17 protein-coding genes are annotated in these 19,442 nt (G+C 58.7%); 1 reads left to right on the top strand and 16 read right to left on the bottom strand.

Translation table 11 applies throughout. The features are described from left to right. Positions 1-30: 30 nt before the first annotated feature. The 16 genes from dnaE to rpsB all read right to left on the bottom strand — a co-directional run bounded on the left by dnaE (position 31) and on the right by rpsB (position 18,267). Entirely contained in the window at positions 31-3,552 is a 3,522-nt protein-coding gene (dnaE, locus tag HX814_RS30135; RefSeq protein ID WP_177008896.1) for a DNA polymerase III subunit alpha, read from the bottom strand. 75 nt (positions 3,553-3,627) lie between these two features. Continuing rightward, positions 3,628-4,260 carry a ribonuclease HII gene (gene rnhB / locus HX814_RS30130; protein WP_177008895.1) on the bottom strand — a complete coding sequence of 211 codons (633 nt, stop codon included), beginning with the start codon at positions 4,258-4,260 and terminating at the stop codon, positions 3,628-3,630. After that, a complete protein-coding gene (gene lpxB, locus HX814_RS30125) occupies positions 4,257-5,396 on the bottom strand; it encodes a lipid-A-disaccharide synthase (RefSeq protein ID WP_218175082.1) in 1,140 nt (379 codons plus the stop codon). The genes rnhB and lpxB overlap by 4 nt, the downstream gene beginning before the upstream one ends. Positions 5,397-5,398: 2 nt before the next feature. Continuing rightward, on the bottom strand, positions 5,399-6,175 hold the full coding sequence (gene lpxA, locus HX814_RS30120) for an acyl-ACP--UDP-N-acetylglucosamine O-acyltransferase (RefSeq protein WP_003219308.1): 777 nt from the start codon (positions 6,173-6,175) through the stop codon (positions 5,399-5,401). Further along, complete coding sequence (gene fabZ, locus HX814_RS30115) at positions 6,172-6,612, bottom strand: 3-hydroxyacyl-ACP dehydratase FabZ (RefSeq protein WP_003219309.1); 441 nt, start codon at positions 6,610-6,612, stop codon at positions 6,172-6,174. The genes lpxA and fabZ overlap by 4 nt, the downstream gene beginning before the upstream one ends. Before the next feature lie 110 nt (positions 6,613-6,722). Beyond that, positions 6,723-7,778: a UDP-3-O-(3-hydroxymyristoyl)glucosamine N-acyltransferase gene (gene lpxD, locus HX814_RS30110; protein WP_008432224.1), complete on the bottom strand. Its 1,056-nt coding sequence runs from the start codon at positions 7,776-7,778 to the stop codon at positions 6,723-6,725. Between the two features lie 3 nt (positions 7,779-7,781). After that, complete coding sequence (locus HX814_RS30105; RefSeq protein WP_003219314.1) at positions 7,782-8,285, bottom strand: OmpH family outer membrane protein; 504 nt, start codon at positions 8,283-8,285, stop codon at positions 7,782-7,784. A 45-nt stretch (positions 8,286-8,330) separates the two neighbouring features. Beyond that, a complete protein-coding gene (gene bamA / locus HX814_RS30100) occupies positions 8,331-10,718 on the bottom strand; it encodes an outer membrane protein assembly factor BamA (RefSeq protein WP_008432225.1) in 2,388 nt (795 codons plus the stop codon). 74 nt (positions 10,719-10,792) lie between these two features. Beyond that, complete coding sequence (gene rseP / locus HX814_RS30095) at positions 10,793-12,145, bottom strand: sigma E protease regulator RseP (RefSeq protein ID WP_177008894.1); 1,353 nt, start codon at positions 12,143-12,145, stop codon at positions 10,793-10,795. A gap of 53 nt (positions 12,146-12,198) precedes the next feature. Continuing rightward, positions 12,199-13,389 carry a 1-deoxy-D-xylulose-5-phosphate reductoisomerase gene (gene ispC, locus HX814_RS30090; protein WP_008432230.1) on the bottom strand — a complete coding sequence of 397 codons (1,191 nt, stop codon included), beginning with the start codon at positions 13,387-13,389 and terminating at the stop codon, positions 12,199-12,201. Further along, a complete protein-coding gene (locus tag HX814_RS30085) occupies positions 13,386-14,192 on the bottom strand; it encodes a phosphatidate cytidylyltransferase (RefSeq protein WP_008432232.1) in 807 nt (268 codons plus the stop codon). The genes ispC and HX814_RS30085 overlap by 4 nt, the downstream gene beginning before the upstream one ends. After that, on the bottom strand, positions 14,192-14,947 hold the full coding sequence (gene uppS / locus HX814_RS30080) for a polyprenyl diphosphate synthase (protein ID WP_003219323.1): 756 nt from the start codon (positions 14,945-14,947) through the stop codon (positions 14,192-14,194). The genes HX814_RS30085 and uppS overlap by 1 nt, the downstream gene beginning before the upstream one ends. 17 nt (positions 14,948-14,964) lie before the next feature. Further along, complete coding sequence (gene frr, locus HX814_RS30075) at positions 14,965-15,522, bottom strand: ribosome recycling factor (protein WP_003219325.1); 558 nt, start codon at positions 15,520-15,522, stop codon at positions 14,965-14,967. Next, on the bottom strand, positions 15,519-16,262 hold the full coding sequence (gene pyrH / locus HX814_RS30070) for a UMP kinase (RefSeq protein ID WP_003219327.1): 744 nt from the start codon (positions 16,260-16,262) through the stop codon (positions 15,519-15,521). The genes frr and pyrH overlap by 4 nt, the downstream gene beginning before the upstream one ends. Positions 16,263-16,473: 211 nt before the next feature. Further along, complete coding sequence (gene tsf, locus HX814_RS30065) at positions 16,474-17,337, bottom strand: translation elongation factor Ts (RefSeq protein ID WP_008432237.1); 864 nt, start codon at positions 17,335-17,337, stop codon at positions 16,474-16,476. Between the two features lie 192 nt (positions 17,338-17,529). Beyond that, on the bottom strand, positions 17,530-18,267 hold the full coding sequence (gene rpsB / locus HX814_RS30060; RefSeq protein WP_003219330.1) for a 30S ribosomal protein S2: 738 nt from the start codon (positions 18,265-18,267) through the stop codon (positions 17,530-17,532). Positions 18,268-18,652: 385 nt separating this feature from the next. On the opposite strand from rpsB, the gene map reads away from it, so the two are divergent. Continuing rightward, positions 18,653-19,435: a type I methionyl aminopeptidase gene (gene map, locus HX814_RS30055; protein WP_008432239.1), complete on the top strand. Its 783-nt coding sequence runs from the start codon at positions 18,653-18,655 to the stop codon at positions 19,433-19,435. Positions 19,436-19,442: the final 7 nt, after the last annotated feature.

The raw sequence follows: 19,442 nt of genomic DNA, 5'->3' as shown, positions 1-19,442 counted from the left end.
AGATCAGGCGATCTTCGTACTGCCTGACCGTCAACGGTATTGGAGGAAGACGTTGTCACGCCCGAACTGGTCACGCAATGCTTGAATCAAGCCATCGGCGGGGTCAATTCGCCACGTCTCGCCAAACTGCAACATCGCCTTGGCGTCGTTGCCGGTGTACTCCATGGTCACCGGGCAGGCGCCACGGTGGCGTTTAAGCAAGTCACCCAACCAGCGTAGCTGATCACCTTTGAGCGCATCGGTCTTGACCTTCAGGCGCAGGCTTTCGGCCAGGTTGGTGCGAGCATCTTCCATGCTCATCACGCGCTTGATCCGCAGGCGCAGGCCGCCGGAGAAGTCGTCGTTGCTGACCTCCCCTTCCACCACCACCATCGCGTCGGTCTGCAACAGCGACTGGGCGGAATGGAAGGCATCGGCAAACAGCGAGGCTTCGATCCGGCCCGAGCGGTCGTCTAGGGTGATGAAACCCATCTTGTCGCCTTTTTTATTCTTCATCACCCGCAGCGCGATGATCATGCCTGCGACGGTCTGGGTATCCCGCGCCGGCTTCAGGTCGATGATGCGCTGGCGGGCGAAACGCCGGATTTCACCTTCATATTCGTCAATCGGGTGACCGGTGAGGTACAGGCCCAGGGTGTCTTTCTCACCCTTGAGGCGCTCCTTGAGGGTCAGGTCCTTGGCCTTGCGATGGTTGGCGTAGACGTCGGCATCTTCTTCGACGAACAGCCCGCCAAACAGGTCGGCGTGGCCGCTGTCGTGGGTGCGTGCGGTCTGCTCGGCGGCCTTGATCGCTTCTTCCATGGCGGTCAGCAATACCGCGCGGTTGCGGTCGATATTGGCCTGGTACGCCTTCGGCTCGTCATGGAAGTACGGGCCCAGGCGATCCAGGGCGCCGCTGCGGATCAAGCCATCCAGAGTACGTTTGTTGATGCGCTTGAGGTCGACCCGGGCGCAGAAATCGAACAGGTCCTTGAACGGCCCGTCCTGACGCGCTTCGGTAATCGCCTCCACCGGGCCTTCGCCCACGCCCTTGATCGCGCCGAGGCCATAAATGATGCGGCCTTCGTCGTTTACCGTGAACTTGAACTCGGAAGTGTTCACGTCCGGCGCGTCGAGGCGCAGCTTCATGGTGCGCACTTCCTCGATCAAGGTCACGACCTTGTCGGTGTTGTGCATATCCGCAGACAGTACCGCCGCCATGAACGGCGCCGGGTAGTGAGCCTTCAGCCACGCAGTCTGGTAAGACACCAGGCCATAGGCGGCAGAGTGGGATTTGTTGAAGCCGTAACCGGCGAACTTTTCCACCAGGTCGAAGATGTTACCGGCCAGGTCGGCATCGATGTTGTTGGTGGCGCAACCTTCAATGAAGCCACCGCGCTGCTTGGCCATTTCCTCGGGCTTTTTCTTACCCATGGCTCGACGCAGCATGTCCGCGCCGCCGAGGGTATAGCCGGCCATGACCTGGGCAATCTGCATCACCTGTTCTTGATACAGGATGATGCCGTAGGTCGGTGCCAGTACCGGCTTGAGGCCTTCGTACTGGTAGTCGGAGTGCGGGTAAGCCAGCTCGGCACGCCCGTGCTTACGATTGATGAAGTCATCCACCATGCCTGACTGCAGCGGGCCCGGACGGAACAGGGCCACCAGTGCGATCAAGTCTTCCAGGCAGTCGGGCTTGAGCTTTTTGATCAGCTCTTTCATGCCGCGGGATTCAAGCTGGAACACGGCCGTGGTTTCGGCTTTTTGCAGCAGGCTGTAGGTCGGCTTGTCATCCAGCGGGATAAACGCGATATCCAGCGGTGGCTCATTGACCTTGGCGCGGTCGCGGTTGATGGTCTTCAGCGCCCAGTCGATGATCGTCAGGGTACGCAGGCCGAGGAAGTCGAACTTCACCAGGCCGGCCGCCTCCACGTCGTCCTTGTCGAACTGGGTTACCAGGCCGTCGCCTTCTTCGTCGCAATAGATCGGCGAAAAGTCGGTCAGCTTGGTAGGCGCGATTACTACACCACCGGCGTGTTTACCGACGTTACGCACCACGCCTTCGAGCTTGCGCGCCATGTCCCAGATTTCAGCCGCTTCTTCATCGACCTTGATGAAGTCCCGCAGGATTTCTTCCTGCTCGTAGGCTTTTTCCAGGGTCATGCCGACTTCAAACGGAATCATCTTCGACAGGCGGTCAGCCAGGCCGTAGGACTTGCCCTGCACCCGGGCCACGTCGCGAATTACCGCTTTCGCCGCCATGGAACCGAAGGTGATGATCTGGCTTACCGCGTTACGGCCGTATTTCTCGGCCACGTACTCAATAACCCGGTCGCGACCATCCATGCAGAAGTCGACGTCGAAGTCGGGCATCGATACCCGTTCCGGGTTAAGGAAACGTTCGAACAGCAGGTCGTATTCCAGCGGGTCGAGGTCGGTGATCTTCTGCACATAGGCCACCAGCGACCCGGCACCCGATCCACGGCCTGGGCCCACTGGCACGCCGTTGCTTTTGGCCCACTGGATAAAGTCCATTACGATCAGGAAGTAACCGGGGAACCCCATCTGGATAATGATATCCAGCTCGAAATTCAGCCGGTCGACGTAGACCTGGCGCTTGGCTTCATAATCTTCAGTGGTGTCCTTGGGCAGCAGGACGCTCAGGCGTTCCTCCAAACCGTCGAACGAGACCTTGCGGAAATACTCGTCGATGGTCATGCCATCGGGAATCGGGAAGTTGGGCAGGAAGTGCTTGCCCAGCTTCACTTCAATATTGCAGCGCTTGGCAATTTCGACGGAGTTTTCCAGGGCCTCGGGCAGGTCACTGAACAGCTCGGCCATTTCATCGGCGCTTTTGAGGTACTGCTCTTCGCTGTAGTTTTTCGAGCGGCGCGGATCGTCCAGCGCCCGGCCTTCGCCGATGCATACGCGGGTTTCGTGGGCCTCGAAGTCTTCCTTCTTGATAAAGCGCACATCGTTGGTCGCCACCAGCGGCGCGCCAAGCTTTTCAGCCAGGGCCACAGCGGCGTGCAACTGCTCTTCATCGTTGGGGCGGTTGGTGCGCTGGATTTCCAGGTAGAAACGGTTGGGGAACACCTCCATCCACTCACGGGCGAGCACTTCAGCCTCATGAGGATTACCGCCCAACAGCGCGATACCGATTTCACCCTCTTTGGCCGCCGAGAGCATGATCAGCCCTTCGCTGGCTTCGGCCACCCACTCGCGCTCGATGATGATCGAGCCATTGCGCTGGCCATCGATAAAGCCACGGGAAATCAGTTCGGTGAGGTTGCGATAACCCACGCCGTTCATCGCCAACAGGCTGATGCGGCTCAGTGGGTTATCCGGGTCCTTGTTCGACAGCCACAGGTCGGCACCGCAGATCGGCTTGATGCCGGCGCCCATGGCGGCCTTGTAGAACTTGACCAGGGAACACATGTTGTTCTGGTCGGTCACCGCCACGGCAGGCATGTTCATGCCCACCAGCGTTTTGACCAGGGGTTTGATCCGTACCAGGCCGTCGACCAGGGAGTATTCAGTGTGCAGGCGCAGGTGAACGAATGAAGCCGGCATAGTGATCCTGTACAAAACGTGGAGACAACAAGGCCCGGATTGTACCGGGCCTTGGCAAAAACATCAGCCTTGCTGCTAAACCTCGATCAGGCTTTCCCGAGCCTCGAAAGCCTGGCGAACCGGGGCAAACGAGCGGCGGTGGATCGGGGTCGGGCCCAGGCGAGCCAAAGCTTCCAGATGAACGGGCGTTGGATAGCCTTTGTGCCCGCCGATGCCGTAGCCGGGATAGATCAATTCGAAAGCCGCCATTTCACGGTCACGGCTGACCTTGGCCAGGATCGATGCAGCGGCAATCGCCGGCACTTTGCTATCACCCTTGACCACCGCTTCAGCCGGCATCGTCAGCTTCGGGCAGCGGTTGCCGTCGATCATCGCCATTTTGGGCGTGATGTGCAGGCCTTCAATAGCGCGCTGCATGGCCAGCATGGTGGCGTGCAGGATGTTCAGTTCGTCGATTTCTTCGACCTCAGCCCGGGCGATGTGCCAGCTCAGGGCTTTCTCACAGATCTCGTCGTAGAGTTTTTCGCGACGGGCTTCGGTGAGTTTCTTCGAATCGTTGAGGCCAAGGATCGGACGGTTTGGATCGAGAATCACCGCGGCGGTGACGACTGCGCCGCACAGCGGGCCGCGACCGACTTCGTCAACACCGGCAACCAGATCAAGGGCATCGGCGACCAGGCTGAAATCCAGGCCCATTTGCGTCTTCATAGGGTTTCCTGTTTATGGCCGATCAAGGTCAGCACAGCGTCCGCCGCCTGGTTCGACGCATCACGGCGCAAGGTGCGGTGGATTTCGTCGAAACCACGGGTCTGCTCTTCGCCGCCATCGATCAACGGGAAAAGGGTTTGCGCCAGGGCTTCAGGCGTCGCATCGTCCTGCAACAACTCGGGCACCAACAGACGCTGGGCCAGCAAATTCGGCAGGGAGATGTAGGGGCTTTTGACCATACGCTTGAGAATCCAGTAGGTCAGCGGCGCCAGGCGATAGGCCACGACCATCGGGCGCTTGTAGAGCAAGGCCTCCAGGGTCGCAGTGCCGGAGGCGATCAGCACCGCATCGCACGCCGCCAGTGCCAGGTGCGAGCCGCCGTCGAGCAGGGTCAACGGCAAGTTGCGCCCTACCAGCAATTCTTCAATTTGTGCACGGCGCTGAGGACTGGCGCATGGCAATACGAAGCGCACACCCGGCTTCAGCGCCTGCAGGCGTTCGGCTGCATCAAAAAACAGCGCGCCGAGACGACCGACTTCGCCGCCACGGCTCCCCGGCATCAAGGCCACCAGCGGACCTTCGGGCAAACCCAGTTCGGCACGCGCGGCAGCACGGTCGGCCTGCAGAGGAATGGTATCGGCCAGGGTGTGCCCGACAAACCGCACCGGCACGCCCTTCTCTTCGTAGAACCGGGCCTCGAAGGGCAGCAGGGTCAGCATCAGGTCGCAGCCTTCGCGAATCTTGAGCACGCGCTTTTGCCGCCACGCCCACACGGACGGGCTGACGTAATGCACGGTCTTGATCCCGGCCTGACGCAATTTGAGTTCGATATTGAGGGTGAAGTCCGGCGCGTCGATTCCGATAAAGACGTCGGGCTTTTCTTCGATCAGGGTCTGGATCAGCTTTTTGCGACGGGCCAGCAGCTCACGCAACCGACCCAACACTTCCACCAGCCCCATGACCGACAAGCGCTCCATGGGAAAGTAGGACATGAGGCCTTCAGCCTGCATCAGCGGACCGCCGACACCGATGAATTCAACCGCAGGATGCTGGAGCTTGAGGGCCCGCATCAGGCCTGCACCGAGAATATCGCCGGAAGCTTCTCCGGCCACCAACGCTATACGCAGCCTGGCCATGATCAGCGGGTGATGCCGCGAGTCGACGACTGGATAGAGTCACGGAATATCGCGACTTCCGGAAACAATGCGGCTGGCTCCGTCAGTTCGATCAAGGCCTGGTCGACCGTCAGCCCCTGGCGGTAAACCACCTTGTAGGCGCGGCGCAGGGCGTGGATCGCGTCTTCGCTGAAGCCCCGACGGCGCATGCCTTCGAAGTTCATGCTGCGGGCCTCGGCCGGGTTGCCGAACACGGTGACGAACGCCGGAACGTCCTTGCCGATGGCGGTACCCATGCCGGAAAAGCTGTGGGCGCCGATATGGCAGTACTGATGCACCAGGGTAAAGCCGGACAGGATCGCCCAATCGTCAACGTGCACATGGCCGGCCAACGCAGTGTTGTTGACCAGGATGCAATGGTTGCCGATTACGCTGTCATGACCGATATGCGCATAAGCCATCACCAGGTTGTGGTCACCCAGGGTGGTCTCGGCACGGTCCTGGACAGTACCGCGGTGAATGGTCACGCCTTCACGGATGATGTTGTGATCACCGATTACCAGACGTGTTTCTTCACCCTTGTACTTCATGTCCGGGGTGTCTTCGCCTATCGATGAGAACTGATAGATACGATTGTGTTTGCCAATCCTCGTCGGGCCTTTGAGGATCACATGCGGCCCGATGACTGTCCCCTCGCCGATTTCCACACCTGCGCCGACGATCGACCAAGGGCCGACCTCAACGTCGGCGGCCAGTACGGCCGTCGGATCGATGATTGCGCGAGGGTCAATCAAACTCATAGTTTGCGTTCCGCACAGATGATTTCAGCCGAGCACACCGGCTTGCCGTCGACCGAGGCCTGGCATTCGAACTTCCAGATCTGGCGCTTGCAGCTGATGAACTTGGCTTCAAGGATCAACTGGTCACCCGGAGTTACCGGGTTGCGGAAGCGCAGTTTGTCAGAGCCCACGAAATAGTAGAGCGTGCCATCGGCAGGCTTCAGGTCGAGCATTTTGAAACCAAGGATACCGGCAGCCTGGGCCATCGCTTCGATGATCAATACGCCTGGCATGATGGGATGCGCAGGGAAGTGACCGTTGAAGAACGGTTCGTTGATGCTGACATTCTTGTAGGCACGAATGCGCTTTTCCTCAACATTGAGGTCCGTGACCCGGTCCACCAGCAGGAACGGGTAACGGTGAGGCAGGTATTCGCGAATCTCGTTGATGTCCATCATTTCGGGGGGAAGCCTGTAATAAAGATTGGGAGCGTGCGGACTAAGGCACGCCCCTCTAGCAAATCAAGGAGGCAGTCTAGCGGCTGTGCACACTTGATATGGAAATGGTATCAGCCATCTGATGAAGCATTACCGTCAGGGGTCACGTCCCCAACACGCTTTTCCAGATGTTTCAGGCGCCGAGCGATATCGTCGAGCTGCCTCAGACGCGCCGCGCTCTTGCGCCATTCGGCCGCAGGCTGCATGGCCGTACCGGATGAATAGGACCCAGGCTCGGTAATCGAATGGGTCACCATGGTCATGCCGGTGATGAATACGTTGTCGCACACTTCGATATGGCCCACCAGGCCAACACCCCCGGCGAGCATGCAATGCTTGCCGATCCTGGTGCTGCCGGAGATCCCCACGCAGGCGGCCATGGCGGTGTGATCGCCAATCTGCACGTTGTGGGCGATCTGAATCTGGTTATCCAGTTTCACGCCGTTACCAATGACGGTATCGGCCAGGGCCCCGCGGTCAACGGCAGTGTTGACGCCAATTTCAACGTCATCGCCAATCAACACGCCGCCCACTTGGGCAATCTTGTGCCAGACACCCTTCGAGTTGGCGAAGCCGAAGCCCTCGCCGCCAATCACGGCACCGGACTGAATCACCACACGCTCACCGATACGCACATCGTGGTACAGGGTCACACGCGGAGCCAGCCAGCCACCGGCACCAATCTCGCTGCGCGCGCCGATAAAACACTGGGCACCCAGCGTTACACCCGCCCCGATGCGTGCACCGCTTTCAATCACCACAAAAGCACCGATGCTCGCGGCAGGGTCAACCTGAGCGTCATCGGCGATCACCGCCGTCGGATGGATACCGGCGGGGGCCTTGGGTTTCGGATCGAACAGGTGCGACACCCGGGCATACGCCAGGTACGGATCGGCAACAACCAGCGCGTCCCCGGCAAAACCTTCGGCGTCAGCGGCCTTCAGCAGCACGGCTGCGGCGCGGCTTTCGCCCAGGTATTTACGGTATTGGGGGTTTGCCAGGAAGCTCAACTGAGCTGGGCCAGCCTCCTGCAAGGTGGCTAGCCCAGTGATTTCCTTCTCTGCGGAGCCACGCAAGGTGGCTCCCAGGAACTCGGCCAATTGGCCGAGCTTGATAGTCGCAGTCATGGCTTACTTCAGCTGATTCATGCGCTCGATCACCTGACGGGTGATGTCGTACTGAGGTTTAACGTCGATGACTGCACCGCGTTCGAATACCAGGTCAAAGGCACCTTTCTTGATGACTTCTTCCACAGCGCTGTCGAGTTTCGGCTTCAGCTGCTTGAGCATTTCGCGGTCGGCAACAGCCTTGGCTTCGTTCAGCTCCTTGGACTGGAACTGGTAGTCACGGGCCTTTTGCTTGAATTCAAGCTCCAGACGCTCGCGCTCGCCTTGCTGCATCTTGTCGCCACCGGCTACCAGACGATCCTGGATGCCCTTGGCGCTGCTTTCCAGCGTCTTGAGCTTGGTCAGTTGAGGACCGAATTTCTTCTCGGCATCTACGGCATATTTCTTGGCCGCATCGGATTCCAGCAGCGCCATCTGATAGTTCAGAACGGCAATTTTCATTTCGGCAAAGGCCGGGGTCGCTACCAGGACAGTCGCCAGGAGAACCAATTGAGTCAACTTACGCACGATGCACTCCTACAGAATCCGTTGTCGTTATCTTGGGTCAGACGCTTAGAACGTCTGGCCGAGGGAGAATTGGAAAATCTGGGTTTCAGCGTTATCCGGTTTCTTGACCGGCATGGCCAGAGCAAAGCTCAATGGGCCAAGCGCGGTAACCCAGGTCACACCGACACCGACAGAGCTTGCCAGGTTGCTGAAGCTCACGTCGTTGCACTGCGTGTTGGACTTCGAGCCATTCGGGTTGGTGACCTGTTCGCACTTGGAGTCGAATACGTTACCCACATCCCAGAAGACCGAAGTACGCAGGGAACGTTGATCTTTAACGAATGGCAGCGGGAACAGAATCTCAGCACCACCCTGGATCAGCACGTTACCACCGAATGGCAGCGGGTCGTTGTCCGAGTCAGCCACAGTCCCCTGGTTACCGGTCACACCCACGCCACGGCTTGGGGTACCACGAGGACCCAAGGTGCTGTCTTTGAAACCACGTACCGAGTTGAAACCACCCGCATAGTAGTTCTCATAGAACGGCAAGCCGCTGGTCGAACCGTAACCGTCGCCATAACCCAGCTCGGTGTGCAGGCGCATGGTGTAGTTTTCGCTCAAAGGCTGGAACAACTGGCCACGGTAGTCGAGTTTGAAGAACGACAGGTCGCTGCCCGGCGTGGTGGCTTCCAGGGTCAGGCTCTGGGAATGGCCGCGGGTCGCGAGTACGCCTTTGTTCAGGGTCGATTCCGACCAACCGGCCGAAGCCTTGAAGTTCAGGAACTGGTCGCCTTCTTTACGCACGAAGTTGAAGATCTCATCCACGGTGTACACACCGGTCTTGATCTTGTCCTGCTGCGCGGTCAGGCCGAAGGTCAGACGCGAGGTCTCACTGATCGGGTAACCAATGTTGGCACCAACACCGAAGCTGTCGATTGCATAGCTTGCAACGTCAACGTCGAGGTCTTTGTAGTCGGTTGTACGATAGAAGGCGTTGTAGCCCAGGCTCACGCCGTCAGCAGTCCAGTAGGGGTCGACATAACCGAAGTTATAGCGGCTCTGGTATTCGCTTCGGGTCAGGCCGATGGAAACCTTGTTACCGGTACCGAGGAAGTTGTTCTGGGTGATCGAACCACCGAGGATCAGGCCGGCACTCTGGGCGAAACCGACACTGGCGGTAATCGAACCGGAGGCTTGCTCTTCTACGGCGTAGTTCACGTCAACCTGGTCATCCACACCCGGTACAGCCGGGGTTTCAACGTTGACTTCCTTAAAGAAGCCCAGGCGCTCGAGGCGAACCTTGGACTGGTCGATCAGGTAAGTCGACGCCCAGCCACCTTCCATCTGACGCATTTCGCGGCGCAGCACTTCGTCGGCAGACTTGGTGTTGCCACGGAAGTTGATGCGGTTCACGTAGGCACGCTTGCCCGGGTCTACAACGAAGGTGATGTCCACGGTGTGGTCTTCGTCGTGCGGGGTCGGTACGCCGTTGACGTTGGCGAAGGTATAGCCTTCGTTACCCAGGCGGCGGGTGATCAGCTCGGAGGTGGTGGTCATCAGCTTGCGCGAGAACACCTGGTCCTTCTGCACCAGCAACAGGGACTTGACCTGGTCTTCAGGCACTTTCAAGTCGCCGCTGAGCTTGACGTCACGAACCTTGTACTTCTCGCCTTCGTTGACGTTGACAGTGATATAGACGTGCTTCTTGTCCGGGGTGATGGACACCTGGGTCGAAGCGATATCCATGTTGATATAGCCGCGGTCCAGGTAGTAGGAACGCAGGCGCTCCAGGTCACCGGAGAGTTTTTCACGGGCATACTTGTCATCGTTCTTGAAGAACGACAGCCAGTTGGTGGTCTTGAGTTCGAACAGGTCGATCAGGTCGTCATCAGCAAACTTGGTGTTACCCACCACGTTGATGTGCTGGATGGCCGCCACGGTGCCTTCGTTGATGTTGACCTTCAGGCCGACGCGGTTACGCGGTTGCGGCACCACTTCGGTCTCGACGGTAGCCGAGTAACGACCCTGGGCAACGTACTGGCGTTGCAGTTCGTTACGCACGCCTTCGAGGGTGGCACGCTGGAAGATCTCGCCTTCGGCAAGGCCGGATTGCTTGAGGCCTTTCATCAAGTCTTCAGTGGAGATCGCCTTGTTGCCTTCGATCTCGATACTGGCGACAGAAGGTCGCTCGACGACAGTGATGACGAGGACGTTACCTTCGCGACCCAGTTGGATATCTTGAAAGAACCCGGTTTTGAACAGCGCACGAGTGGATTCCACCAGGCGACGGTCATCAGCCTGTTCCCCGACGTTCAACGGCAAGGCACCAAAGACGCTACCCGCGGAAACCCGCTGGAGGCCGTTGACGCGAATATCGGAGATGGTGAAGGACTCGGCGTGAACTTCGGCGATCATCAATACGGTGAGAACCGCAGTTAGCAGCAGACGTTTCATGAAGTCCTTTCTTATTCCAACTGGCAATAAACAAACTGCCGCAAAATGCGGCAGATTCGCAATTCAGCGAAGCGTTACAGTCGTCCCAGATCGTTGACCAGGGCTAATAACATCACCCCGACCACCAAACTGATACCGATCTGTATCCCCCAACCCTGCACCCGATCCGACAAGGGGCGACCACGCGCCCACTCGACCAGATAAAACAACAGATGCCCCCCATCCAATACTGGAATGGGCAACAAATTCAGAACCCCAAGGCTAATACTCAGATAAGCCAGGAAATTCAGGAAATCTACAACGCCCGACTGGGCAGAAGCGCCCGCCACTTTAGCAATGGTTATCGGTCCACTCAAGTTTTTTACCGAGAGCTCGCCGAACAACATTTTCTTGAGGGAATCGAGGGTCAGCACACTCATGGTCCAGGTGCGTCTCGCACCCTCGCCAATCGCTGCCAACGGCCCGAAGCTGACCTCTCGAACCATCGAGGGTGGCCAATCGACACCTTTGACGCCGGCCCCCAGGTAACCCCCGGCTGCCTTGGCCTCCCCACGAACCGCCAGGGTCACAGGGACGTCGATTTGAGCACCATCGCGCTCAACTTTCAGCACAATTTTGGTATCAGGGCGTACACGCACCAGGTCGACCACCTGCTGCCAGTCACCCAGCGCCTGGCCATCGAGGGCCAGCAGGCGATCGCCGGTTTTCAGACCCGCGGCCTGGGCTGGCCCCTTCGGATCCAGCTCCGCCAGCACCGGTGGCAAGGCCGGACGCCATGGGCGAATGCCCAGGGATTTGATCGGGTCAGGCTCATCGGAGCCTTTCAGCCAGTGGTCCAGGGCCAGCTCGCGCGAGGTTTCGGTGGTGGAATCCTGATCGCGCACCACCAGTTTCACGATGCCGCTTTCACCCAGGCGACGCACTAACTGCAAATTGACGGCACCCCAGCCGGTGGTTGGTTCGCCATCAACTGCAACAATTTCTTGCCCGGCAGTCAGGCCGGCCTTCGCCGCCATGCTGTCGGCCTCGACGGCACCGATCACCGGACGCACCTGCTGGCTACCCAACATGGCCAGGACCCAGAAGAACACCATCGCCAACAGGAAATTCGCGATCGGGCCTGCCGCGACGATGGCGATGCGCTGACGAACGGTCTTGCGGTTGAAGGATTGATCCAACTGATCAGCCGGCACTTCGCCTTCGCGCTCGTCGAGCATCTTGACGTAGCCGCCCAATGGAATGGCCGCAATTACGAACTCGGTGCCACGACGGTCGTGCCAGCGCAGCAACGGCATGCCGAAGCCTACGGAAAAGCGCAGTACCTTGACGCCGCAACGACGCGCGACCCAGAAATGGCCGAACTCGTGGAAGGTAACCAGCACACCCAGAGCAACCAGGGTGCCGACAATCATGTAGAGCGCACTCATCTAATTTCTCCGCATTTCAATCCAGTGCCTGAAGGCTTGAACACACCCAGAGGCTAACGCGTATTGCGGCTCAACCACTGCTCGGTCAAGGCCCGGGCCTTTGCATCCGCTTCGAACACCGCGCCCAGATCATTCACCGGGACGACGGGCTCAAGGCTCAAAACGTCCTCGATGATACCCGCGATCTGCGGAAAGCGGATGCGCCGGTCCAGAAACGCCGCCACAGCCACTTCATTGGCCGCATTCAGCATCGCCGGGGCACTGTTACCCGCCTCCGCAGCTTGCCGCGCAAGACGCAGGCAAGGGAAGCGTTGCTCGTCGGGCGCTTCGAAGTCCAGACGGGCAATGGCAAACAGATCCAACGGCGCAACACCCGAGTCAATCCGCTCAGGCCATGCCAGGGCATTGGCGATCGGCGTACGCATGTCCGGATTGCCCAGTTGGGCCAATACCGAGCCATCCACATAGTCCACCAGGGAATGAATCACACTTTGCGGGTGGATCACCACCTCGACCTGGTCCGGCCGGGCATCGAACAACCAGCAGGCCTCAATCAGCTCCAGGCCCTTGTTCATCATGCTCGCTGAATCCACCGAGATCTTGCGCCCCATGGACCAGTTCGGGTGAGCGCACGCCTGATCGGGAGAAACATGCTCCAGATCGGCCAGCGGCGCCTGCCGGAACGGACCACCGGAGGCTGTCAGCAGAATCCGGCGCACGCCGACCTGGCTCAACCCGCGGGCGAAATCACCAGGCATGCATTGGAAAATCGCGTTGTGCTCGCTGTCGAGCGGCAACAGCACGGCGCCGCTCTTGCGCACCGCCTGCATGAAGAGTGCCCCGGACATCACCAGGGCTTCTTTGTTGGCCAGCAGAATCTTCTTGCCCGCATCAACGGCCGCCAGGGTCGGGCGCAAGCCGGCAGCGCCGACAATCGCCGCAACCACGGTGTCGACCTCAGGGTCTGCCGAAACCTGGCACAACCCCTCCTCCCCCACCAATACCTGAGTCGCCAGGCCCGCAGCGCGCAAGTCATCCTGCAAACCACGTGCAACTGCCGCTTCGGGCACTACTGCGTATTGCGGCGCGTGCCGCACACACAGTGCCAGCAGTTCACTCAGGCGACTGAAACCGGTCAAGGCGAATACTTGATAACGCTCGGGATGACGGGCAATCACATCCAGGGTGCTTAGCCCCACCGAGCCGGTAGCGCCCAGCACGGTTACCTGTTGCAGGCGGCTCACGAGGCAGCCATCCACAGCAGTACGGCAAAGATCGGGATCGCGGCCGTCAGGCTGTCGATACGGTCCAGCACGCCACCGTGACCCGGCAGCAGGTTACTGCTGTCCTTGATCCCGGCCTGGCGCTTGAACATGCTTTCGGTCAGGTCACCGACCACCGAGATGAACACCACCACGGCTGCGCCCACCAGGCCCAGGAGCATTTCCTTGACGGTCCAGCCACGCACCACACCGACCACCACGGTAATCACCAGGGTCAACGCCAGGCCGCCATATACGCCTTCCCAGCTTTTGCCCGGACTGACCGCCGGCGCCAGCTTGCGCTTGCCGAAGGCACGCCCGGAGAAATAGGCGCCGATATCGGCACCCCACACCAGAACCATCACCGCCATGATCAGCCAGTTACCCAGTTGCATGTGCTTGATGTAGACCAGGCCCTGCCAGGCAGGCAACAGAATCAAAAGGCCAATCACCAGCTTGCAGGCGACACTGGACCAATGACTGCTGGTGCCCGGATAGGTCAGCACCAGATAGGTCGCCAACGCCCACCACAACACCGCCGCACCCAGCACCCAGGGCGCCACGTCCGGCAGGATGTACATCAGGAACATCAACAACGCCACGACAGCGGCATACACCACACGAGGCAACTGCGCGGCGAAACCCGCCAGGCGCGCCCATTCCCAGGCACCCAGGGTCACAACCAGGCCGATGAACAGCGCGAAGTTCGCACCTTCAAGCAGGAAAAACCCGCACAGGGCAATAGGCAGCAGGATCAGCGCCGTGATGATTCGTTGTTTAAGCATTAAACCCGGGCTCCAGCTTCGATCTGCTCGCTCGTTTTACCGAAGCGACGCTGACGGGAAGCGAAATCGGCCAGCGCATTGCGCATGGCATCGTGTTTGAAGTCCGGCCAGAACAGGTCGGAGAAGTACAGTTCGGTATAGGCCAACTGCCACAACAGGAAGTTGCTGATGCGATGGTCGCCACCGGTACGAATGCACAGGTCCGGCAACGGCAGGTCGCCGGTCACCAGGCAGGTTTGCAAGAGTTCGGGGGTGATGTCTTCCGGGCGCAGATGGCCGGCCTGCACTTCCCGCGCCAGACGCTGCGCGGCCTGGGCAATATCCCACTGGCCGCCGTAGTTGGCTGCGATCTGCAGCACAAAACGGTTGCTGCCGGCAGTGATCGCCTCGGCTTCGCGCATGGCCGCCTGCAGCTCCGGATGAAACCGCGAACGGTCACCGATGATACGCAGGCTGATGTTGTTCTCGTTCAGGCGCTTGGCCTCGCGGCGCAGGGCCTTGAAGAACAGGTCCATCAAGGCACTGACCTCCTCGGCCGGGCGCTGCCAGTTTTCACTGGAGAACGCGAACAGGGTCAATACTTCGACCTTGGCCTCGGCGCACACCTCGATCACGGCTCGTACAGCGTCGACACCCGCCTTATGCCCGGCAACGCCCGGCATAAAGCGCTTCTTCGCCCAGCGATTATTCCCGTCCATGATGATCGCGACATGGCGCGGCACCACGGAGGGCACAGTCTGCTTGGTCTTTTCCATGAAGGCGTCCTGACCCCTTATACGGCCATCAGGTCCTTTTCTTTATCTTCCGTGGCCTTGGTGATCTGGGCCTCGGCATCTTTAGTCAGCTTGTCGATATCAGCAACGGCACGGCGCTCTTCGTCTTCGCTGATTTCCTTGTCCTTGACCAGCTTCTTCAGGTCACCCAAGGCATCACGACGGATGTTGCGCACGGCAACACGTGCGTCTTCCGCTGCACTGCGCGCCTGCTTGGTGAAGCCCTTGCGGGTTTCTTCGGTCAGGGCAGGCATGGAGATCAGCAGCAATTCGCCCAGGTTGGTCGGATTGAGGTTCAAACCGGCGCTCTGGATGGCCTTGTCGACGGCGCCGAGCATGTTGCGCTCGAAAGCAACGACTTGCAGGGTGCGCGAATCTTTTACAGTGATGTTGGCCACTTGGGTGATCGAGGTATCAGCGCCGTAGTAAGGCACCATCACGCTGCCCAGGATGCTTGGGTGGGCCTTGCCGGTACGAATCTGGCCAAACGCATGGTTCAGGGATTCCAGGGATTTTTGCATGCGCTCTTGAGCGTCTTTTTTGATTTCGTTGATCATTGTTCGATTTCCTCGATCAGAGTCCCTTCCGCGCCGCCGTGTACGATGTTCAGCAGGGCGCCGGGCTTGTTCATGTTAAATACGCGCAGCGGCATCTTGTGGTCGCGGCACAAGCAAATTGCCGTCAGGTCCATCACGCCCAGCTTGCGATCCAGTACTTCATCATAAGTCAGATGATCGAACTTCTCGGCATGCGGGTCTTTGAATGGGTCTGCGGTGTAGACACCGTCAACCTTGGTGGCCTTGAGTACCACGTCCGCGTTGATCTCGATACCACGCAGGCAAGCTGCCGAATCGGTGGTAAAGAATGGGTTGCCGGTACCGGCCGCAAAAATCACGACTTCCTTGGCATCCAGGTGACGCATGGCCTTGCGACGATCATAGTGATCCGTTACGCCAACCATGGAAATAGCCGACATCACGATCGCGGTGATATTGGCGCGCTCCAGCGCATCACGCATGGCCAGGGCGTTCATCACAGTGGCCAGCATGCCCATGTGGTCGCCTGTCACCCGATCCATGCCGGCAGCGCTGAGTGCCGCGCCACGGAACAGGTTGCCGCCGCCGATCACCAGACCGACCTGGACACCGATACCGACCAGTTGGCCGACTTCCAGCGCCATGCGATCGAGTACTTTGGGATCGATCCCAAACTCTTCCGAGCCCATCAGGGCCTCGCCGCTAAGCTTGAGTAGAATGCGTTTATAGCGAGCCTGATGACCACTGCCCTGCTGAGCCATTGCGAATCTCTCCTGCGGCGTATTTTTTGAAAATTCTTGGCAAGCCGTTTACGGCCTGCGTTCACTCTAGCTTGACGCTGTCACAGCGCCATCGGAACACGGCTTTGTAAGCCAGTTCCAAAGGGAAACCAATAAAAATCGATCACCCCATTTGAAAAGAGGCTGCGCGCGTAAGCGGGCAGCCTCTTTTGGGCGACAGTTAAAAACTGTCTTACTTCTTGGTGGCAGCCAGCTGGGCAGCAACTTCTTCAGCGAAGTTGTCGACCGGCTTCTCGATGCCGTCGCCTACTTTGTAGTAGGTGAAGGAAACGATTTCAGCACCGGCTTTCTTGGCCAGTTCGCCAACCTTGATTTCAGGGTTCTTGACGAACGCCTGCTCAACCAGGGAAGCCTCAGCCAGGAACTTGCTGATACGGCCCTTGACCATGTTTTCAACGATGTTTTCAGGCTTGCCTTTGATTTTCTCTTCGTTCAGCTGCAGGAACACGGCTTTCTCGCGTTCGATGGCTTCAGCAGAAACTTCCGATGGCAGCAGGAATTCAGGGTTGCTGGCCGCTACGTGCATAGCGATGTCTTTGGCCAGTTCAACGTTGCCGCCTTTCAGGGCAACCACAACACCGATCTTGTTGCCGTGCAGGTAAGCACCCACAACGTCACCTTCAACGCGGGTCAGGCGACGAATGTTAACGTTCTCGCCTACTTTACCCACCAGAACCAGACGATCAGCTTCTTGAGCTTCGATCAGCGGAGCGGCGTCGGTCAGCTTGTCAGCGAATGCTTTTTCAACGCTGGCAGCGACGAAGTTCTTGAAGTCGTCTTGCAGGGCCAGGAAGTCGGTCTGCGAGTTAACTTCCAGGATAACGGCCGATTTGCCGTCTTCCTTGATTGCGATGGCGCCTTCAGCAGCGACGTTGCCTGCTTTCTTGGCAGCCTTGATGGCGCCCGAAGCACGCATGTCGTCAATGGCTTTTTCGATGTCGCCGCCGGCCTTGGTCAAGGCCTTTTTGCAATCCATCATGCCTTCGCCGGTACGCTCACGCAGTTCTTTAACCAACGCTGCAGTAATCTCTGCCATTTTCAAAATCCTCTTGGATAGGTTTTCAACCATTCCACCCGATTGAACGGGCGATCAATTCTTCCCGAACCACCCTTGTAGGCCGCTGCACGTTACAAATGTTGTAGCTGCGCTGCCGACAAATGGTTTTCGAGGTGGCAAAAAGGGGGCCAAGCCCCCTTTTTGCTTACTGAGTCAACGCCAAGGCGTCAGTTACTCAGCTGCAGCTACCGGAGCTTCTTCAACGAACTGCTCGGTACCGCCAGCAACGTGGTTGCGACCACGGATTACAGCGTCAGCCATCGAACCCATGTACAGCTGGATAGCGCGGATTGCGTCATCGTTGCCTGGGATGATGTAGTCAACGCCTTCCGGGCTGCTGTTGGTATCGACTACGCCGATAACCGGGATGCCCAGCTTGTTGGCTTCGGTGATCGCGATGCGCTCGTGATCAACGTCGATAACGAACAGTGCGTCAGGCAGACCGCCCATGTCCTTGATACCACCCAGGGAACGATCGAGCTTTTCCAGGTCGCGAGTGCGCATCAGCGCCTCTTTCTTGGTCAGCTTGGCGAAAGTACCGTCTTCGGCTTGCACTTCAAGGTCACGCAGACGCTTGATGGAAGCACGGATGGTTTTGAAGTTGGTCAGCATGCCGCCCAACCAGCGGTGATCGACGTACGGCGAACCGCAACGTGCTGCTTCTTCAGCAACGATCTTGCCAGCGGAACGCTTGGTGCCGACGAACAGAATCTTGTTTTTGCCCTGGGCCAGGCGCTCTACGAAAGTCAGAGCTTCGTTGAACATTGGCAGGGTTTTTTCAAGGTTGATGATGTGGATCTTGTTACGCGCGCCGAAAATGTATTTACCCATTTTCGGGTTCCAGTAACGGGTCTGGTGACCGAAGTGCACACCGGCCTTCAGCATATCGCGCATGTTGACTTGGGACATGATAGTTCCTTAATAAGTCGGGTTTGGCCTCCACGTATCCCAATGACCAACCAGCGGCATTCGCCTCCGGCACCCAGGTCATCGTGTCGACACGTGTGTGGATTTAAGCTTTGCGGGGTATCCCCGGAAAGCGGCGCATTTTATACCACAGAGCTTGCAAAAACGAAACCCGCAATCACATTTGCCGTCAGTCGCTTTTGCCTAAGCCTTTGAATAGAGCCAGAATGCCCCCATCCTTATAGACAGAAGCGATCGCCAGACGCTCATGGTTTCACCCTTGCGTCTGCTAGAATCGCGTTTTTTGGGCTTGTGCGAATTCTGCAACCTTTTGTCGCACACCCGTAAACCGTATTGATTTCAGCGCGTCGCGCTAGAGAGAGCCTGTATGACCGTAACCCTCAAAACCGCCGAAGATATCGCTGGCATGCGTGTTGCCGGCAAACTGGCTGCCGACGTCCTGGAAATGATTGCCGAACACGTCAAGCCCGGCGTCACCACCGAAGCGCTGGACCGCATTTGCCACGACTATATCGTCGACGTGCAAAAGGCCATCCCTGCGCCGCTGAACTACAAGGGTTTCCCCAAGTCGATCTGCACCTCGATCAACCACGTGGTGTGCCACGGGATTCCCGGCGACAAGCCGCTGAAGGACGGCGACACCCTGAACATCGACGTCACCGTCATCAAGGACGGCTACCACGGCGACACCAGCCGCATGTTCCACGTCGGCACCGTGCCGGTCTGGGCCGAGCGCCTGTCGCAAGTCACCCAGGAATGCATGTACAAGGCCATTGAGATCGTCAAGCCTGGCTGCCGCCTGGGTGACATCGGTGAAATCATCCAGAAGCACGCTGAAAAGAACGGCTTCTCGGTGGTGCGCGAGTTCTGCGGCCACGGCATCGGCAAGGTGTTCCACGAAGAGCCACAGATCCTGCACTACGGCCGCGCCGGCACCGGCATGGAGCTCAAGGCAGGCATGACCTTCACCATCGAGCCGATGATCAACCAGGGCAAGGCCGACACCAAGGTGCTGGGCGACGGCTGGACCGCCATCACCAAGGACCGCAAGCTCTCGGCGCAGTGGGAACACACCCTGCTGGTGACCGAGACCGGCTACGAGATCTTCACCCTGCGTGCCGACGACACGATTCCCCGCGTTTCGGCGTAATGTTTGC

It is taken from the genome of Pseudomonas sp. C8002 (assembly GCF_013385765.1).
GTDB lineage: Bacteria > Pseudomonadota > Gammaproteobacteria > Pseudomonadales > Pseudomonadaceae > Aquipseudomonas.
Note: the sequence above shows the minus strand (reverse complement) of the source record. Positions and strands in the feature narration are given on the sequence as shown.